Annotated in this window: 15 protein-coding genes; 7 read left to right on the top strand and 8 right to left on the bottom strand. The window is 50.1% G+C overall.

From position 1 onward, the window contains the following. Positions 1-314: 314 nt before the first annotated feature. The 3 genes from pelB to pelA all read right to left on the bottom strand — a co-directional run bounded on the left by pelB (position 315) and on the right by pelA (position 4,444). Complete coding sequence (gene pelB / locus EIP93_RS20260) at positions 315-1,439, bottom strand: pectate lyase PelB (RefSeq protein WP_040032979.1); 1,125 nt, start codon at positions 1,437-1,439, stop codon at positions 315-317. A gap of 643 nt (positions 1,440-2,082) precedes the next feature. Next, on the bottom strand, positions 2,083-3,192 hold the full coding sequence (locus tag EIP93_RS20255; protein ID WP_025919286.1) for an ISAs1 family transposase: 1,110 nt from the start codon (positions 3,190-3,192) through the stop codon (positions 2,083-2,085). Between the two features lie 127 nt (positions 3,193-3,319). Continuing rightward, positions 3,320-4,444 carry a pectate lyase PelA gene (pelA, locus tag EIP93_RS20250; RefSeq protein ID WP_040032978.1) on the bottom strand — a complete coding sequence of 375 codons (1,125 nt, stop codon included), beginning with the start codon at positions 4,442-4,444 and terminating at the stop codon, positions 3,320-3,322. A gap of 682 nt (positions 4,445-5,126) precedes the next feature. Here pelA and EIP93_RS20245 point away from each other — a divergent pair. Further along, positions 5,127-5,702 (top strand): aminodeoxychorismate synthase component II, encoded by a 576-nt coding sequence (locus tag EIP93_RS20245; protein ID WP_103971752.1) that lies wholly within the window; start codon positions 5,127-5,129, stop codon positions 5,700-5,702. 119 nt (positions 5,703-5,821) lie between these two features. After that, complete coding sequence (gene argD / locus EIP93_RS20240) at positions 5,822-7,048, top strand: bifunctional acetylornithine/succinyldiaminopimelate transaminase (RefSeq protein WP_039508541.1); 1,227 nt, start codon at positions 5,822-5,824, stop codon at positions 7,046-7,048. 142 nt (positions 7,049-7,190) lie between these two features. Here argD and crp read toward each other — a convergent pair whose 3' ends face one another. Beyond that, positions 7,191-7,823 (bottom strand): cAMP-activated global transcriptional regulator CRP, encoded by a 633-nt coding sequence (gene crp, locus EIP93_RS20235; protein ID WP_004090925.1) that lies wholly within the window; start codon positions 7,821-7,823, stop codon positions 7,191-7,193. A gap of 373 nt (positions 7,824-8,196) precedes the next feature. Here crp and EIP93_RS20230 point away from each other — a divergent pair, with 373 nt between their 5' ends. After that, positions 8,197-8,604 carry an OsmC family protein gene (locus tag EIP93_RS20230; protein ID WP_103971751.1) on the top strand — a complete coding sequence of 136 codons (408 nt, stop codon included), beginning with the start codon at positions 8,197-8,199 and terminating at the stop codon, positions 8,602-8,604. 39 nt (positions 8,605-8,643) lie between these two features. Here EIP93_RS20230 and EIP93_RS20225 read toward each other — a convergent pair whose 3' ends face one another. From EIP93_RS20225 to EIP93_RS20215, 3 genes are all read right to left on the bottom strand, one after another. Further along, complete coding sequence (locus EIP93_RS20225) at positions 8,644-9,513, bottom strand: phosphoribulokinase (protein WP_010297039.1); 870 nt, start codon at positions 9,511-9,513, stop codon at positions 8,644-8,646. A 125-nt stretch (positions 9,514-9,638) separates the two neighbouring features. Further along, positions 9,639-9,875, bottom strand: a complete 237-nt coding sequence (locus EIP93_RS20220) for a YheU family protein (protein ID WP_102116844.1) — start codon at positions 9,873-9,875, stop codon at positions 9,639-9,641. Then, positions 9,872-10,924, bottom strand: coding sequence for a hydrolase (locus tag EIP93_RS20215; RefSeq protein WP_125233183.1), 1,053 nt, complete (start codon positions 10,922-10,924; stop codon positions 9,872-9,874). Before EIP93_RS20215 ends, EIP93_RS20220 begins: the two co-directional genes overlap by 4 nt. A gap of 106 nt (positions 10,925-11,030) precedes the next feature. On the opposite strand from EIP93_RS20215, the gene EIP93_RS20210 reads away from it, so the two are divergent. Next, positions 11,031-11,633 (top strand): LysE family translocator, encoded by a 603-nt coding sequence (locus EIP93_RS20210; protein ID WP_109225890.1) that lies wholly within the window; start codon positions 11,031-11,033, stop codon positions 11,631-11,633. Between the two features lie 59 nt (positions 11,634-11,692). On the opposite strand, the gene EIP93_RS20205 is transcribed toward EIP93_RS20210, so the two are convergent. Next, positions 11,693-13,600: an ABC transporter ATP-binding protein gene (locus tag EIP93_RS20205; RefSeq protein WP_103862626.1), complete on the bottom strand. Its 1,908-nt coding sequence runs from the start codon at positions 13,598-13,600 to the stop codon at positions 11,693-11,695. A gap of 125 nt (positions 13,601-13,725) precedes the next feature. On the opposite strand from EIP93_RS20205, the gene kefG reads away from it, so the two are divergent. From kefG to EIP93_RS20190, 3 genes are all read left to right on the top strand, one after another. Continuing rightward, on the top strand, positions 13,726-14,277 hold the full coding sequence (gene kefG / locus EIP93_RS20200) for a glutathione-regulated potassium-efflux system ancillary protein KefG (RefSeq protein WP_164498034.1): 552 nt from the start codon (positions 13,726-13,728) through the stop codon (positions 14,275-14,277). A gap of 1 nt (position 14,278) precedes the next feature. Beyond that, positions 14,279-16,090: a glutathione-regulated potassium-efflux system protein KefB gene (gene kefB, locus EIP93_RS20195; RefSeq protein ID WP_125233182.1), complete on the top strand. Its 1,812-nt coding sequence runs from the start codon at positions 14,279-14,281 to the stop codon at positions 16,088-16,090. 176 nt (positions 16,091-16,266) lie between these two features. Further along, the gene (locus EIP93_RS20190; protein ID WP_039362780.1) at positions 16,267-16,461 is read left to right on the top strand and encodes a YheV family putative zinc ribbon protein; all 195 of its coding nucleotides are present in this window, start codon (positions 16,267-16,269) and stop codon (positions 16,459-16,461) included. The last annotated feature ends 117 nt before the right edge of the window (positions 16,462-16,578 follow it).

Here is a 16,578-nt window from a genome sequence, read left to right as displayed (position 1 = left end):
GCCGATCAAATTATTAATTAATCACGTGTTGATGGGCTGTTGTTATTTCTATTGATTACTCCTTAATTAAAGGATGGTTTTCTTCATTAATAAACCAAGCTATTAATTTATTCTATAAATAGTTAGTCTGATATTTAATTTATGCATGCTCTTTAGGAATGCATATCCATGTTCGCGCCTGAGTTTCCATAAAAAATGAGCGAGCTCTAAGAGCTCGCTTGGGTAGAACCATGCTTCTGTATGAAGAGTCACGGCGCGGGATATTCAGACTTATTGCTTCCTGTCTTGCGACGACGGAGAAAGACTGACCGCGTTTATTTGCAGTTAGCTGCTGTCAGTACTGCCAGGTTTTTACCGACGCCAGCATAGTTTGCCAGTTTATCCTTCACGCACTGTGCAGAAACTGGAGTGTACTTATAGGAGACGGCAGGGAACTTACCGGTGCTCTTCCAGTCATCCGCATTGATGTGAGGAGAGGAAGGCTTGCCCCAGGTGATTTTGTATTTGGAGAAGTCTGCCGGTTTCGTGATGTTGTTGTTACGCAGCTCCCAGGTACCAAAGTTTGAGCTGTCGTTACGTGCTGTCACTGGGTTGAGCGCATTCTCGAACCAGTTGCTTTCAATCAGTGCGATCCCTTTCTGACGCACGTTAAAGCCTGAACCGGTGATGCCGTCATACAGGTTGTTGTACGCGTGAACCAGACCACCACGTTGCAGCGGCAGGCGTGAGTTAACATCGCTATAAATATTGTGATGGTAAGTCAGGTTACGGCCCGTATCCGTATTGCTTGCGCCGCTCAGGCCGACTTTCTTGATACCATGAATATAGTTGTAGGATACCGTGACGTTAGTTGACCCTTTTTTGATATCGACAGCCGATTCAAAGGTGGTGTCATTGTCTGGCGTGCCTTTACACTCAAAGTTCTTGGCAAAGATTTCGTTGTGGTCGATCCAGACGTTCGGGGAGTTATCGATACGAATGGCATCGCCGTCTTGCGCGCCGCCCGGCATATAGCCAAAGCGCATATTACGTACCACGACATTAGAAGAGTTCACAATCCAGACACCGAAGTTGGCGGATGAGCCATTGGTTCCCTGGATAGTAATGCCTTTGGTGAATTCTTTGATTTGCACGCCGCGTGCGTCTTTACTCCACTGGCCGCAGATATTCTTTTCAGCCGCTTTGATTAATGAATCTTCATTACCGCTATAGGTGATGATGAGCGGGTAAGCACCGCCTTTGACTTTCTTGCCTTTTGAATCCACTTGCGCGGCTTCAATAATATCCACAATTTCTTTCATAGAACGTGCTGTTTTTTTCACGGCACCGGATACTTCTCCACCATCCGTAGTGGCATAGCCGCCCGTATTTGCGGCCATTGCGGGTTGAGCCGCGAGTAATAGCAATCCGGCAGCTGCCGTAGGCAATAGGTATTTCATTATCACTGTCTCCTTGGAATAGAATTTTCATGGGCATTTATCGATCCCTATGCCCGATGTAACAAGTATAAATTTTTCAACAAAAATGAATTTCAATTTTGATGAAAAACCAAGGGAAGTGTGGTCAAAAAATAAGATCAGTTCAAGGGTGAAATGTTAAATGTATTGCGGGTGAAACATTTTGTAATACTGATGATTGGACGATTTTGGTTTTATAGGAAATAATTTTCTTTTAAATTAACGGTAAATCATAAGGTTACTTTTTTAGTAGATAATAAATGCACTCGGGTTTCTTTATTGATTGGTTTTTAAATTGTTATTTTTCTTGTGGCAATCGCTGCCGCTAGCGTAAGGAAATCATCTTAAGTCAAAATATACTATCACAGGCCTATTCAATATTGTTTACGTGATGAGTCAGTTTTATCGTGAATTTTAGTTTTTTAAGAAATAACGATTATTAATCGCTATATGGCGTTTCTTTACGTGATAAAAGAAAAATAGACCTCGGCTTATTGGTGAAATTGTCATGAGTACGACGTCTATTTTCATGGCGGTCACGCTGACAATCTTGCTCGGGCCTCTCAAAAATGAGCGAGGCCGAAGCACTCGCTCAGGAAGAACCCCAGGGCCGGAGCATACTTTGTTAATGACATTTAACATTCGCAAAAATCATTAACTCCCGATAGTCATCATCCAATAGTGCACGTTGCACTTTGCTTTTCATACTCCGGTTTTGTGTGCTCTCCATCTTTGCCAGATTGAGCGCCATCTTTCTGACTAATGACAAGACTTTTGTACCATTCTCATCGTGAATACGGCAAGCATCTTCTTTATAAACAACATCTAATACCCAGTGCAGACTGTTCTCTATGCCCCAGTGATGACGGACCGATGTCGCCATAAACTCTGCATCAATATCGTAAGATGACAGATAAAATGCCGTATCCAGCGTATTCGATTTTTTGTCTTTACGGTGTCTTTCAACCGCGACCAGTGTTTTTATTGAAGGCCATTTCTCCTGTAACTCCGGGCTCAACTCTGCCGGTATTTGAAAAGTAATACGGCGCTCCATTCGGCCATGCCCTTTATCCTGCATTTCATATTGTGCTAACGCGGTATTATCGTTAAACGCCTCATGGAATTGCGCTTTCACTGCATTAAACAATGTCGGCTGATTTCCTTTGACTTGTACAAGGTAATGACCTTTTCTCGCCACAATGCTTTCAAGCGTTTCTTTTTGTGCATGTAACGCATCAAGCGTTATCAGTGCATCCTTGATGTTAAGCATGCAAACAAGATTCTGTACTGTTTTGATTTCTTTTCCTTTTCCCTCGGCCATATCCTGATAAAGCGCAATGCCATTATTCAGGTCATAAGCATTAACAGAGTGAAAATCGTTACGACTCCACAGAGAGGCACTTTTCAGCGTCTTTCCATCAATCGCAATGAGTGGCTTGCTTGATTTGGCGCGAATGTCATTAATCCAGCTAAAAATACAGAACTGAAAGCTGTCGGGATCGACGGCTTTCATTATTCTGGCAATAGTATGACGCCGTGGTATGCCATTGGAAAATAATCGAAATTTTCTTAACCAGTCGAGGCGTAGTTCACCAAACTGTTGAATTTCAGCCCACCCATTTTGTCCACTGGCGACCGCAGCGAGAACAAGAAATAGGACATCAACAAGATGATGTTGTTGATTAATAGGAGAACGAGTTTCCTCTACCAGAGAGAGGTGGTCAAAAAGTGTCATATCAAGACCTCAAAAAGTTATTCTACTTTGAGATCAGTCTATTAGAGAATAGTTCAATTTTTTAACAAAGTGTGATCCGGCCCTGGGAAGAACCCGACGCAGAATGAATGCGTCGGGCTTAACGCGTTTATTTACAGTTGGCTGCTGTCAGTACTGCCTGGTTTTTACCTACGCCAGCGTAGCTTGCCAGTTTATCCTTCACGCACTGTGCAGAAACTGGAGAGTAGCTATATGGGACGGCTGGGAATTTACCGGTGCTCTTCCAGTCATCCGCATTGATGTGCGGTGTGGATGGTTTACCCCAGGTGATGTTGTATTTAGCAAAATCAGATGGGCTGGTAATGTTGTTGTTACGGAGTTCCCAAGTACCGAAGTTGGAATCGTCATTACGTGCGGTCACTGGGTTGAGCGCATTTTCGAACCAGTTACTTTCGATCAGTGCGATCCCTTTCTGACGGACGTTAAAGCCTGAACTTTTGATGCCGTCATACAGGTTGTTATAAGCATGGACTTGGCCACCACGTTGCAGCGGCAGACGTGAGTTAACATCGCTGTAAATATTGTGATGGTAAGTCAGGTTACGACCGGTATCCGTGTTGCTTGAACCGCTCAACCCTACCTTTTTCACGCCATGGATATAGTTGTACGACACGGTGACGTTGGTTGAGGCTTTCTTGATATCAACCGCGGATTCAAAGGTGGTGTCGTTGTCTGGCGTACCGGCACATTCGAAGTTCTTGGCGAAGATCTCGTTGTGGTCGATCCAGACGTTCGGTGAATTATCGATACGGATGGCATCACCATCTTTTGCACCGCCAGGCATATAGCCGAAGCGCATGTTACGTACGATAACGTTGGAAGAGTTAACCATCCAGATACCGAAGTTAGCGGAAGAACCGTTGGTTCCGAGGATGGTGATCCCTTTGGTGAACTCTTTGATTTCCACACCGCGCGGATCTTTGCTCCACTGGCCGCAGATGTTAGCTTCGGCGGCTTTGATTAGCGCATCTTCATTACCGTTATAGGTAATCACGAGCGGGTAGGCCCCACCTTTTACCGCTTTACCGCTTGAGTCCTTTTTCGCGGCCTCAATGATATCGACGATCTCTTGCAGAGAACGCGCCGTTTTTTTCACCGCACCAGAAACGTCGCCGCCGTCAGTGGTGGCATAACCCCCCGTATTTGCCGCCATTGTCGGTTGGGCAGCGAGCAGCAACAGCCCAGCTGCTGCAGAAGGCAGTAGGTATTTCATTATGTACTCTCCTTGACATAGAATTTTTTTGGGTATTTATCACTACACACCCTGTGTAATTTAAAAAGGCTGTTTCAACAAAAATGAAAATAAGGTTTGTCTATAAAGCCGAGCTAAGTGTTAACAGAAAAAATAAACAATACAAGATGGGGCGTTAAATATATTAATTAAATAACAGAGGACAGTTGAGAGGATTTGTGTCTATCTATTTTAAATAGAAACTAATTTCCATTTAAATCATTTAAATTCATAGTGTTGTGTTTTTTAATCTTTGTTGTTTCAATCTGGATTCTTTATTTTTTATCCATTTGATATGCGTGGTTTATTCGCTTGTTGAGCGATTGTGATCGCCATCAAAAAATATCATTTTAGAAATGATCCCTTTAGTTTTTCTTTCTTTTAAAAAAAATGAATTAATTCATAGGCGGTTTTTTCTTATTATTTTTTTTGTTAAAAATAATTTCAAGGTAATCGTTTACTGTGAATTGGGATAATAAATAAGGCCTATTAATAAAGATGTTTACTGATGAAATAAATGATTTATGATCGATAAAATTATTACCATGCTAATTTCTTAAACAGCGAGATCGCCACCTTTGTCTTTGATGGTGACGAGGGGTGGGTACCTGACGCGGATTTCATGTATGTTAGTACGGCTTTTCCGACTAACAGTGCAATGACTATGCTGCTAATTATCGATAACTACGACTCCTTTACCTACAACCTTTACCAATACTTTTGTGAGCTTGGCGCACAGGTCGTGGTGAAGCGTAATGATGAACTGACGCTGCGCGAGATTGAACGGCTTGCGCCTGAGCGATTGGTCATTTCACCTGGCCCTTGTACGCCGGATGAGGCGGGCATTTCACTGGCTGCTATCCGTCACTTTGCCGATAAACTGCCTATTCTGGGCGTGTGTCTTGGTCATCAGGCGATGGGGCAGGCGTTCGGCGCGCGTGTGGTGCGAGCACGGCAGGTCATGCACGGGAAAACCTCAGCGATTGCGCATAGCGACACGGGGGTTTTCACGGGGTTGGCTCAGCCTTTGACGGTCACCCGTTATCATTCGCTCATTATTGATGCCGCCTCACTACCCGATTGCTTTGAAGTCACGGCTTGGAGCGAACATGAAGGAAAGCGTGATGAGATTATGGGGATCCGCCATCGCGCATTGCCGCTGGAAGGGGTGCAATTTCACCCAGAGAGCATTCTTAGTCAGCAAGGGCATCAGCTTTTGGATAATTTCCTTAAAATTTAGCCATATAGAAAGTTATTCTCTTCAGTAGCTGATTTAATATTGCCTGAAATTGATTTTTTATGCATATTTATTGACTATATTTTCATTCCGACATGATGGACAGCAGAGTGAGGCAGCAAATGGCAGCAGAGCAGAAAGCAGTGACACGGGATACTCACGATAAAGTGATTTTGCCGGTTTATGCACCCGCGAAGTTTGTACCTGTGAAAGGTAAAGGGAGCCGCGTCTGGGATCAGGAAGGCCGCGAGTATATCGATTTCTCCGGCGGTATTGCGGTTACGGCGCTGGGCCATTGCCATCCTGCACTGGTTAGCGCGTTGCAGCAGCAGGGTGAAACGCTGTGGCACACCAGCAATATTTTCACTAATGAGCCTGCGCTACGCCTCGCTAGCAAATTGATTGATGCCACTTTTGCCGATCGCGTGTTCTTTGTTAACTCCGGCGCTGAGGCTAACGAAGCCGCCTTTAAACTGGCGCGTCACTATGCGGTTAAACGCCATAGTCCGTATAAAACCAAGATCATCGCCTTCTACAATGCGTTCCATGGCCGGACGCTGTTCACCGTCTCGGTTGGCGGACAGCCTAAATATGCTGATGGTTTCGGGCCTAAGCCTGCGGACATTGTCCATGTTCCCTTCAACGATCTGGCTGCGGTAAAAGCGGTGATGGACGATCACACCTGTGCGGTCGTGCTGGAGCCGATTCAAGGCGAGGGCGGAATTACGCCTGCGACGCCTGAGTTTTTACAAGGTGTGCGCGATCTGTGCGATCAACACAAAGCGCTGCTGGTATTTGATGAAGTGCAGAGTGGGATGGGGCGTACCGGTAAATTATTCAGCTACATGCACTACGGTATTACGCCGGATATTCTCACAACGGCTAAAGCATTGGGCGGCGGGTTCCCGATTAGCGCGATGCTGACGACGGAAGAGATCGCATCAGCCATGACGGTTGGGGTACACGGCACGACCTATGGCGGCAACCCGTTGGCCTGTGCGGTGGCGGAAGCCGCGCTGGATATCATTAACACGCCGGACGTGTTGTCGGGCGTGGCGGATCGTCACGATCGCTTTGTCAGTGAGCTTGAGAAAATCAATCAGCAGTACGGTGTATTCGAACAGGTTCGCGGTATGGGGCTGCTGCTGGGTGCAGAACTGAAACCGCAATGGCACGGTCGCGCGGGCGAGTTCCTGGCTGCCGCAACGGCTCAGGGGCTTATGGTACTGATGGCTGGGCCTAACGTGATCCGCTTTGTACCGTCTTTGATCATTGATGAAGACGATATTGCGCAGGGGATGGCGAAGTTCGCCAAAGCCGTCGCGCAGGTCGTTAACGCAGCAAACTGATTAGACATAAAAAAACGTAGGGAACGTTTTTCAACGTTGCGTTAGCAACGGCCCGAAGGGTGGCGAGCAGGAAGCTCGCCATAAAAAAAGCGTGAGGCCGAGGCTTCACGCTTTTTTATTGGTAGGGTACAGCGACAGGGGTTTAGCGAGTGCCGTAAACGACAATCGTTTTACCGTGTGCAGAGATCAGGTTCTGGTCTTCTAACATTTTCAGAATGCGGCCCACGGTTTCACGCGAGCAGCCAACGATTTGCCCAATTTCCTGACGGGTAATTTTAATTTGCATGCCATCTGGATGCGTCATGGCATCAGGTTGTTTGGCCAGGTTGAGTAGGGTTTGGGCAATACGGCCGGTCACATCAAGGAAGGCGAGGTTGCCGACTTTCTCAGAGGTAACCTGAAGTCTGCTTGCCATTTGCGCAGACAGACGCATGAGAATATCCGGGTTAACCTGGATGAGCTGGCGGAATTTTTTATAGGAAATTTCAGCCACTTCACAAGCGGTTTTTGCCCGAACCCAGGCACTGCGTTCCTGACCTTCTTCAAACAGGCCGAGCTCGCCGATAAAATCGCCCTGATTGAGGTAGGAGAGGATCATTTCCTTGCCTTCTTCATCTTTGATTAGCACTGCGACAGAGCCTTTCACGATGTAGTAAAGCGTTTCTGCTTTTTCACCTTGGTGAATCAGCGTGCTCTTCGATGGATACTTGTGAATATGACAATGGGAAAGGAACCATTCGAGAGTTGGGTCTGTTTGCGGTTTGCCGAGAACCATTCGCTATCATCCTCTGTTGTAATTCACTGCGCAAATTACAGGGGTCAGAGTTCCCTGTACGGCGTGTTTAACTGCTAAAAAATAAAATTCAGTCTAGGCAGAATGACGTCAGGGAATATACTGGAACCACTGTACCCTTGATTTTCCGGTTGCTGCCTTGCCGCATCGTAAACGTGGCTGGGTATATCTGGCCACGTAATCATCTTCTTCGTTTCTGGGTTTGTCCAGAAAAGGTCTATTCTATTTTCGTTTTAACACAGCTTTAAGGATGTGTCTTGTGTTGTCTCGCTTCAGCATGACAAAGCTCTGATTAACGCTGGTTTTTGTACAGTAACGATATAAATTTTCAAAAAATTTTTAGTGGAGAGGCATCATGCAGGCTCGGGTAAAATGGGTTGAAGGCTTAACGTTTTTGGGCGAATCCGCATCAGGGCATCAGATATTGATGGACGGCAATTCTGGCGATAAAGCGCCCAGTCCGATGGAAATGGTATTGATGTCCGTAGGAGGATGCAGCGCGATTGACGTGGTGTCGATTCTGCAAAAAGGTCGCAACGATGTGGCGGATTGTGAGGTGAAATTAACGTCAGAGCGTCGGTCTGACGCGCCGCGTTTATTTACCCACATCAATCTGCATTTTATCGTGACGGGAAAAGGACTGACTGACAAAGTTGTTGAGCGAGCTGTCGCCCTGTCGGCGGAAAAGTACTGTTCTGTGGCACTGATGCTGGGCAAAGCCGTTGAGGTGACGCACAGCCACGAAGTTAGGGTGCTGGAGTAATTTCTTTCTCTGGGCACGACGCTGCCGTGCCCGTTTAGCTTATTCGATCGTTTTCCCTTCGATTAACCGCTGCACCAGCGGTGCCATGATTAATTCCATCGCCAACCCCATCTTCCCGCCGGGAACGACCAGCGTGTTGATATGGGAGATAAATGAACCCTGCAACATGGCGAGCAGATAGGGATAATCAATATTATCCAATCCCTGAAAGTGAATCACGACGAAGCTTTCGTCCAGTGAGGGAATCGACTTGGCGGCGAACGGGTTGGAGGTGTCCACGGTAGGCACGCGCTGGAAGTTGATGTGTGTGCGAGAGAACTGCGGCGTTATGTAGGTGATGTAGTCTTCCATCGAGCGGACGACGGAATCCATCACCGCTTCACGCGAATGGCCGCGCTCATTGACGTCACGAATCAGCTTTTGGATCCATTCCAGGTTGACGATTGGCACCACGCCGACGAGCAAATCGACATGCTGTGCCACGTCGTTTTGCTCGGTGACCACGCCGCCGTGCAGCCCTTCATAGAACAGAATGTCGGTGGGTTCCGGCATCGGCTCCCACGGTGTGAACGTCCCAGGAACCTGATTATAGGGAATCGCTTCATCGTAGGTATGCAGATATTTGCGCGTCTGGCCGCGCCCGTGCAGGCCATATTCGATAAACGACTGTTCTAGCAGGCTGAAATCATTCGCTTCCGGGCCGAAATAGCTGATGTGGCGTCCTGAATCACGCGCTTTACGAATCGCCATATCCATTTCCGGGCGGGTATAGCGGTGAAAGCTATCGCCTTCCAACTGGGCTGCACGCAGATCAAACTGCTGGAAAATCTTACGGAAGGCCAGACTGGTTGTTGTGGTTCCCGCTCCGCTGGAGCCGGTAACCGCAATAATCGGATGCTGATGTGACATAAGGCGCGTGACTCCGTGATCGCGAGGTTCGCATAGACCGAAGGCCTGCGCGTATCCTCAAAAAAGACGTAATTAGTTATCATTGTTAGCATGTTTGGCGCGTTCTTTCACGACTTTCGCCATGCTCAATAAGGGGCATGTCCTCCGGCATTGAGCTGGTTGCGGGGCATGATATTGAGCGTTTCATGTAACTCAGACCACACCAATACCACCTCGCCAGATTGGAGCTGGCTGCGGATATCTTCCACTTTCTGCGCCAGCGATCGCTCCTGTTCGCCGTAATCGGTGCCTTCCCGCAGGACGAAAGATTCAATGATGCTATCTAGTGTTTCTGGATCGAGCTGTTGCCAGGGAATAATCACGCCATTCCTCCTGAATAAAAAGTTCCTGAATAAAAAGTTCCTGAATGAAAAGATCCCGAAGAAAAAGAATCGGTGGCATGGTCCAAAAATGGGCTAAGCCAATTGGGAATGCGCTGTTCCAGCCACATTTCCGGTTTCAGCAACGTTCCACCGACGAAGCCGACATGCCCACCATGTTCCGTCAGCTGATACTCAATATTAGACGGTAACTGCGACAGATCGGGAATCACCTCCGACGTCATGAAGGGATCGTCCTTCGCATGGATAATGAGCAGCGGTTTACGAATCTGAGGCAACAGCGGCAGAGCGCTACAGCGTCGATAGTAGTCGGCCGCATCGCGAAAGCCGTAGATACGTGAAGTAATGACGTCATCAAACTCTCGTAGCTGGCGGATTCGCTTCAGCTGCGGCAACTGAATCGGCAGCGTGTCTGGATAAGCCGCCAGCTTACGACCGGCGTTTTGCTTCAGCAGACGCAGCAGGTAGTGCTGATAGACGCGAGAGAAGCCTTGTTCCATCCTGCGGCTACAGGGTTCGAGCATCAAGGGGGCGGAAACAATGACGGCCGCGGACAGGGAGCAGGCTTCGCCTTGCTGAGCGAGCAGGTAGGCCAGCATATTGCCGCCGAGAGACACGCCGATGGCGGCGGTAGGCGCATTGCCCAGCGTCTCTTGCATCCAGTGCAGAAAATAGCTGGCATCGCTGGTTTCGCCAGAATGATAAATGCGCTTCATCCTGTTGGGCTTCCCGCTGCATCCGCGAAAATGCATGATGACGGCCAGCCAGCCGCGCTGCTTACAGGCATGTAGCAGGCCGTGAGCGTAGGGGCTATGAAAGCTGCCTTCCAGCCCGTGAAACAGCACCACGCGCGGTTTGTGTCGCGCTTGCTCAGGGGCTTCGCTCCAGGCCAGATCGACGAAATCGCCGTCCGGTAATTCCAGTGACTGCCAGACTGGCGAGAACTGTGCGTGACGGCGAATCAGACGCGGCAATAGCGTTTGCAGATGTGGGTTATGGGCGCCGCTCAGCGGACGAAAGTGATTATGCATAAAGGATATGGAAATCTTGTTGTCGACTCTTGTACGATCAATATCACACTGTTAGCTTCAATGCTGCCAGTTGGTACGACATTTGGGTCAGGAGCGCCCACAAATAATGGAACTGAGTTTATTTCTTTCGATGTTGGGATTTTTGTGGGTAGCAGCCATCACACCGGGGCCGAACAATATGCTGTTGACTACCTCGGGCGCGAATTTTGGCTTTATGCGTTCACTGTGGCTGATGGTTGGCATCATACTGGGCATGCAGAGCATTTTGCTGCTGGTGGCATTCGGTGTAGGTAGTTTGATTCTGATTTACCCTTCGCTGCATTTTATCCTGAAAGTCCTCGGCAGTGCCTATCTGCTCTGGCTGGCGTGGAAAATCGCCACGGCGGCTTATGAACGGCTGGAAACGTCCGCTGCGCCGCCTCAACCGATCCGGTTTTATCAAGGGTGGTTGCTGCAATTCCTGAACCCGAAAGCGTGGCTCATGGCGCTGGGGGCGGTTGCCAGCTTTAGTCTGGCGGGGGAAGGTTATAACCAGTCTGTAATCGCCATAAGCATCGGGATTGTGCTGGTTAATCTGGTGTCCGGCGTCATCTGGCTCGGGTTTGGCACGATGATTGGGCGACTGCTGCGCAGTAAGAAAGCGTGGATTATCTTTAATGTATCAATGGGGCTGCTGACCGCCGCCTGCGTGCTGTTGATTTGGCATTAAGGCTTTGTTCACGAGTATAGCGAGCGGGGGAGACACCCGCTCGGGTGGGTAAATGCAATTTACTCGCTCTGCATCATCTGCTCTAGCTGTTCCTGCGCGTCCAGCCAGGACATTTCCGTTTCTTCCAGCTCGATTTTGACTTTGGTTTGTTGTTGCAGGCAGTCGGTGAGTTCGGCTTTGCGGCTGATGTCATAGATGGCGCTGTCCGCCAGTCGGGCTTCCAGCGCCGCTAGCGTTTCCCCCAGCTTTTCCATCTGCTGCTCAAGCTTGGTTATCTGTTTGCGCAGCGGTTGCGTTTGCGTTCTCAACTCAGCTTCGCGGCGTTTCTGATCTTTTCTGCCCTGCGCACTGTTGGCGATATTTTCTTTTGGTGTTTCATCGGCCGCATTTTCCTGACGTTGCAGGCCGACCAGCCACTGTTGGTAGTCTTCCAAATCGCCGTCGAACGGTTCTACTTTCTGGTCGTGTACCAGATAGAGATCGTCGGTGGTAGAACGGATCAGGTGTCGATCGTGCGAGACGACAACCAGTGCACCTTCAAAATCGATTAACGCTTCGGTCAGTGCCTGACGCATATCCAGATCGAGGTGGTTGGTTGGTTCGTCGAGCAGCAGGAGATTCGGGCGCTGCCAGACGATCAGCGCCAGCACCAGACGGGCCTTTTCGCCACCGGAGAAGCGCTCGGTGATCTCCGTGACTTTGTCGCCTTGAAAACCGAAGCCGCCAAGGTAGTCGCGCAGTTGCTGTTCCGTTTCCCGCTCTGCCAGACGCACCAGATGCTGCAAGGGCGATTCGTCCGCACGTAGAAACTCTAACTGATGCTGAGCGAAATAACCGAGCTTCACGCCTTTCGCCAGCCCGATTTCCCCTTTCAGTGGGGCAAGTGTGCCAGCAAGCAGCTTGATCAGCGTGGATTTACCCGCGCCGTTATGGCCGAGCAGCCCAATGCGGGAACCCGGTACTAAATTAAGTTTGATCGATTCCAGAATTAGCTTGTCGTTATAGCCTGCGCTGACCTTTTCCATCTTCATCAGTGGATTGGGCAGCGATTCCGGGGCGCGAAAACTGAAACGGAAAGGGTTATCGACATGCGCTGGTGCAATCATCTCCATGCGTTCCAGCATTTTTATCCGGCTTTGTGCCTGCTTGGCTTTGGTCGCCTGCGCGCGGAAGCGGTCAATGTAGTGTTGCAGGTGCGCGACCCGCTCCTGCTGGTGCTCATAGAGCGATTGCTGCTGTGCGAGGCGAGTGGCGCGCTGGCGTTCAAACGAGGAATAGTTACCGGTGTACTCGTTGAGCGACTGCTGTTCGATGTGCAGAATCTTGGTCACTACGGGATCGAGAAAATCGCGGTCATGCGAGATCAGGACCAGCGTGCCGGCGTAGTTTTTCAGCCACTTTTCCAGCCAGATAACCGCATCCAGATCGAGGTGGTTGGTCGGTTCATCCAGCAACAGCAGATCTGAACGACAGATCAGTGCCTGTGCCAGATTCAAACGCATCCGCCAGCCGCCGGAAAAGGCGCTGACGGGCTGTTGTAGCTGTGACTGAGAAAATCCTAACCCATTGAGCAGGCTTGATGCTCTGGCCTGAATCGTCCAGGCTTGGATGGCATCCAACTTGCCGTGCAGCGTGGCAATCGCATTACCGTCGTTCTCTTCGTTGGCGGTTTGCAATGCGGCTTCCAGTTGGCGAAACTCGCGGTCGCCGTCAATCACGTAGTCCAGCGCGGGTTTGTCCAACGCAGGCGTTTCCTGATTGACCCACGCCAATGACCAGTTTTGCGGAAATGTTGCGCTGCCACCGTCGGCGCTGATTTCACCTTTCAGTAATGACAGCAGCGTAGATTTGCCACAGCCGTTTTTGCCAACCAGACCGACTTTCTGGCCGGGATTAACCGTTGCTGTCGCGTTGTCGATCAGAACGCGTACACCACGTCGAATTTGCAGCGAAGAGAAAACAATCATAAAGCGCCGTATGTTCAGAGTATGTTAAATTATGGACATCTCAGGACACGCGGTGTCCTGTTTTTAGTCGTTGCGCTGCATGGTAACGGAAAACGATTATTATGACGACGCTTTGGAGGGGAATGATGTCGCAGCCACCTAAGATTTTGCTGCTGTATGCCCATCCGGAACCACAGGACTCGGTAGCAAACCGGATCTTATTGCAACCGGCTCAGCAGTTGGCGAATGTAACCGTGCACGATCTTTACGCACACTATCCTGATTTTTTTATCGATATTCATCACGAACAACAGCTGCTGCGTGAGCATCAGGTCATTATTTTCCAGCATCCGTTTTATACCTACAGCTGTCCGGCGCTGCTGAAAGAGTGGCTCGATAGGGTGTTATCTCGTGGCTTTGCTAATGGAATTGGCGGGAATGCGCTGGCGGGGAAATACTGGCGCTCGGTGATTACGACCGGTGAGCCGGAAGATGCCTACCACGCCGATGGGAGCAATCGCTACCCGATGGACGATTTGTTACGCCCGTTTGAGCTGACGGCAGCAATGTGCCGTATGCATTGGATGCATCCCATGATCATTTACTGGGCGCGTCGGTTACAGCCCGATGTGTTGTTGAGTCAAGCCAAAGCTTACGGTGAATGGCTATCCTCCCCTTTACCTGAAGAGGAACGCTAGTATGGAGAGTTCTTCGCTCCTGACCGCCGGAGTCTTGTTTTTGTTTGTGGCGGTAGTAGCCGTACCGATCGCTGCCCGATTAGGGATTGGTGCCGTACTGGGCTATTTGATCGCCGGGATCGCCATTGGCCCTTGGGGGCTTGGCTTTATCCGTGACGTGGAAGCCATCCTGCATTTCTCGGAGCTGGGTGTCGTTTTCCTGATGTTCATCATCGGTCTGGAGTTAAATCCCTCCAAGCTCTGGACGCTGCGCCGCTCGATCTTTGGCGTGGGGGCCGCTCAGGTCGGCCTGAGTGCGCTGATTTTAGGCGGAGCCTTGTATCTGACGGACTTCTCGTGGCAGTCCGCGCTGATTGGTGGCGTGGGGCTCGCGATGTCGTCAACGGCCATGGCGCTGCAACTGATGCGCGAAAAGGGCATGAACCGCAATGAATCGGGGCAATTAGGTTTCTCCGTTCTGCTGTTTCAGGATTTGGCCGTTATCCCTGCGCTGGCGCTGATTCCGATTCTGGCCGGTGTGCAGGGGGATTTCGGCGATTGGGAACGGATTGGGCTGAAGGTCGCCGCGTTTCTCGGCATGTTAATCGGCGGCCGCTATCTGGTGCGTCCGCTGTTCCGCTTTATTGCGGCATCCGGTGTGCGCGAGGTGTTCACTGCCGCCGCGCTGTTGCTGGTGCTCGGTTCTGCGCTGTTTATGGAAGCATTAGGGCTTTCCATGGCGTTAGGCACCTTTATCGCCGGTATTCTGCTGGCGGAAAGTGAGTATCGGCATGAACTGGAAATCGCAATTGAGCCGTTCAAAGGTTTGCTGCTTGGTCTGTTCTTTATCTCTGTAGGAATGGCGCTGAATCTCGGGATCCTCTACACCCACATCGTGAAGATTATGGTTGCGGTATTGGTGTTGGTGGCGGTGAAAGCGGCTGTACTGTATTTCCTTGCGCGGATTAATCGTATGCGCCGCTCCGAGCGCTTGCAGTTTGCCGGGGTGTTGAGTCAGGGCGGCGAGTTTGCTTTCGTCCTGTTTTCCGCTGCGGCTTCATTCAACGTATTGAAAGGTGAGCAACTGCCGCTGTTGCTGGTGACGGTGACGCTATCAATGATGACGACGCCGCTGCTGATGCAGTTAATCGACCGCATTCTGGTACGTCGTTACAACGTGCAGGATATACCGGATGAGAAACCGTATGTCGAGGATGACGAACCGCAGGTAATCGTGGTGGGCTTCGGGCGTTTCGGGCAGGTGATTGGCCGCTTATTAATGGCGAACAAAATGCGGATTACCGTTCTGGAGCGTGATATCAGCGCCGTGAGCCTGATGCGCAGCTATGGTTATAAGGTTTATTATGGTGATGCCACGGAGCTTGAACTGCTGCGCTCGGCGGGGGCGGATAAAGCGCGCTCCATTGTGATCACCTGTAATGCGCCAGAGGATACGATGGAGATTGTGCACCTATGCCAGCAACACTTTCCAAATCTGGAAATTCTGGCGCGGGCACGCGGTCGTGTTGAAGCCCACGAGCTGTTACAGACAGGCGTAAAACATTTCTCGCGCGAAACCTTTTCTAGCGCGCTGGAGCTAGGGCGGAAAACGCTGGTGACGGTGGGCATGCACCCACATCAGGCGATGCGTGCCCAACAGCATTTCCGCCGTCTGGATATGCGCATGCTGCGTGAGCTGATGCCGCAGCTGACGGGGGATGTCGCACAAATCTCCCGTGTGAAAGAGGCACGCCGTGAGCTAGAGGATATTTTCCAACGGGAAATGCTGCGCGAGCGCCGTCGGCCTAGTGTGTGGGATGAGGACGACGAGTAAGAACCTATCCCCTAGGCTATTTTACTTGCCATTTTGAACCTAGGCAGTGCTCGAAATCCTCACGTACTACGTGTACGCTCCGGTTTCTGCGCGCTGTCCGTGTCCAAACTGGCTGCGCCAATAACGCCTACCGGGATAGGTTCTAGGTTTTAGAACGGCGATGAATTGGAGTTATCATGCGTAAACGCTTTATTGCAGGGGCCGTGTGCCCGACGTGTCAGGCTCAGGATACGCTGGCGGTTGGACGAGAGGATGATGTCGAGGTTGTGGTGTGTGTGAAGTGCGGATATCGCCAGAGCCAGGCGGATGAGCCCACGACGGCACCCGCCCCACAGGCTAACGAGATTATCGGGATCTTCCGGCCAGAATGAGGGATGAGTCTCATGGTGGCATTGTCGCCAACCGTTGACGTTTTTTGATTCCAGACGGTACATAGGGATATTTTTCAGCTACAATTTGCGCCAGTTTGATTTCCAACGGTAGGAGAT

The sequence above is a fragment of the Pectobacterium versatile genome (assembly GCF_003932035.1).
Taxonomy (GTDB): domain Bacteria; phylum Pseudomonadota; class Gammaproteobacteria; order Enterobacterales; family Enterobacteriaceae; genus Pectobacterium; species Pectobacterium versatile.
Note: the sequence above shows the minus strand (reverse complement) of the source record. Positions and strands in the feature narration are given on the sequence as shown.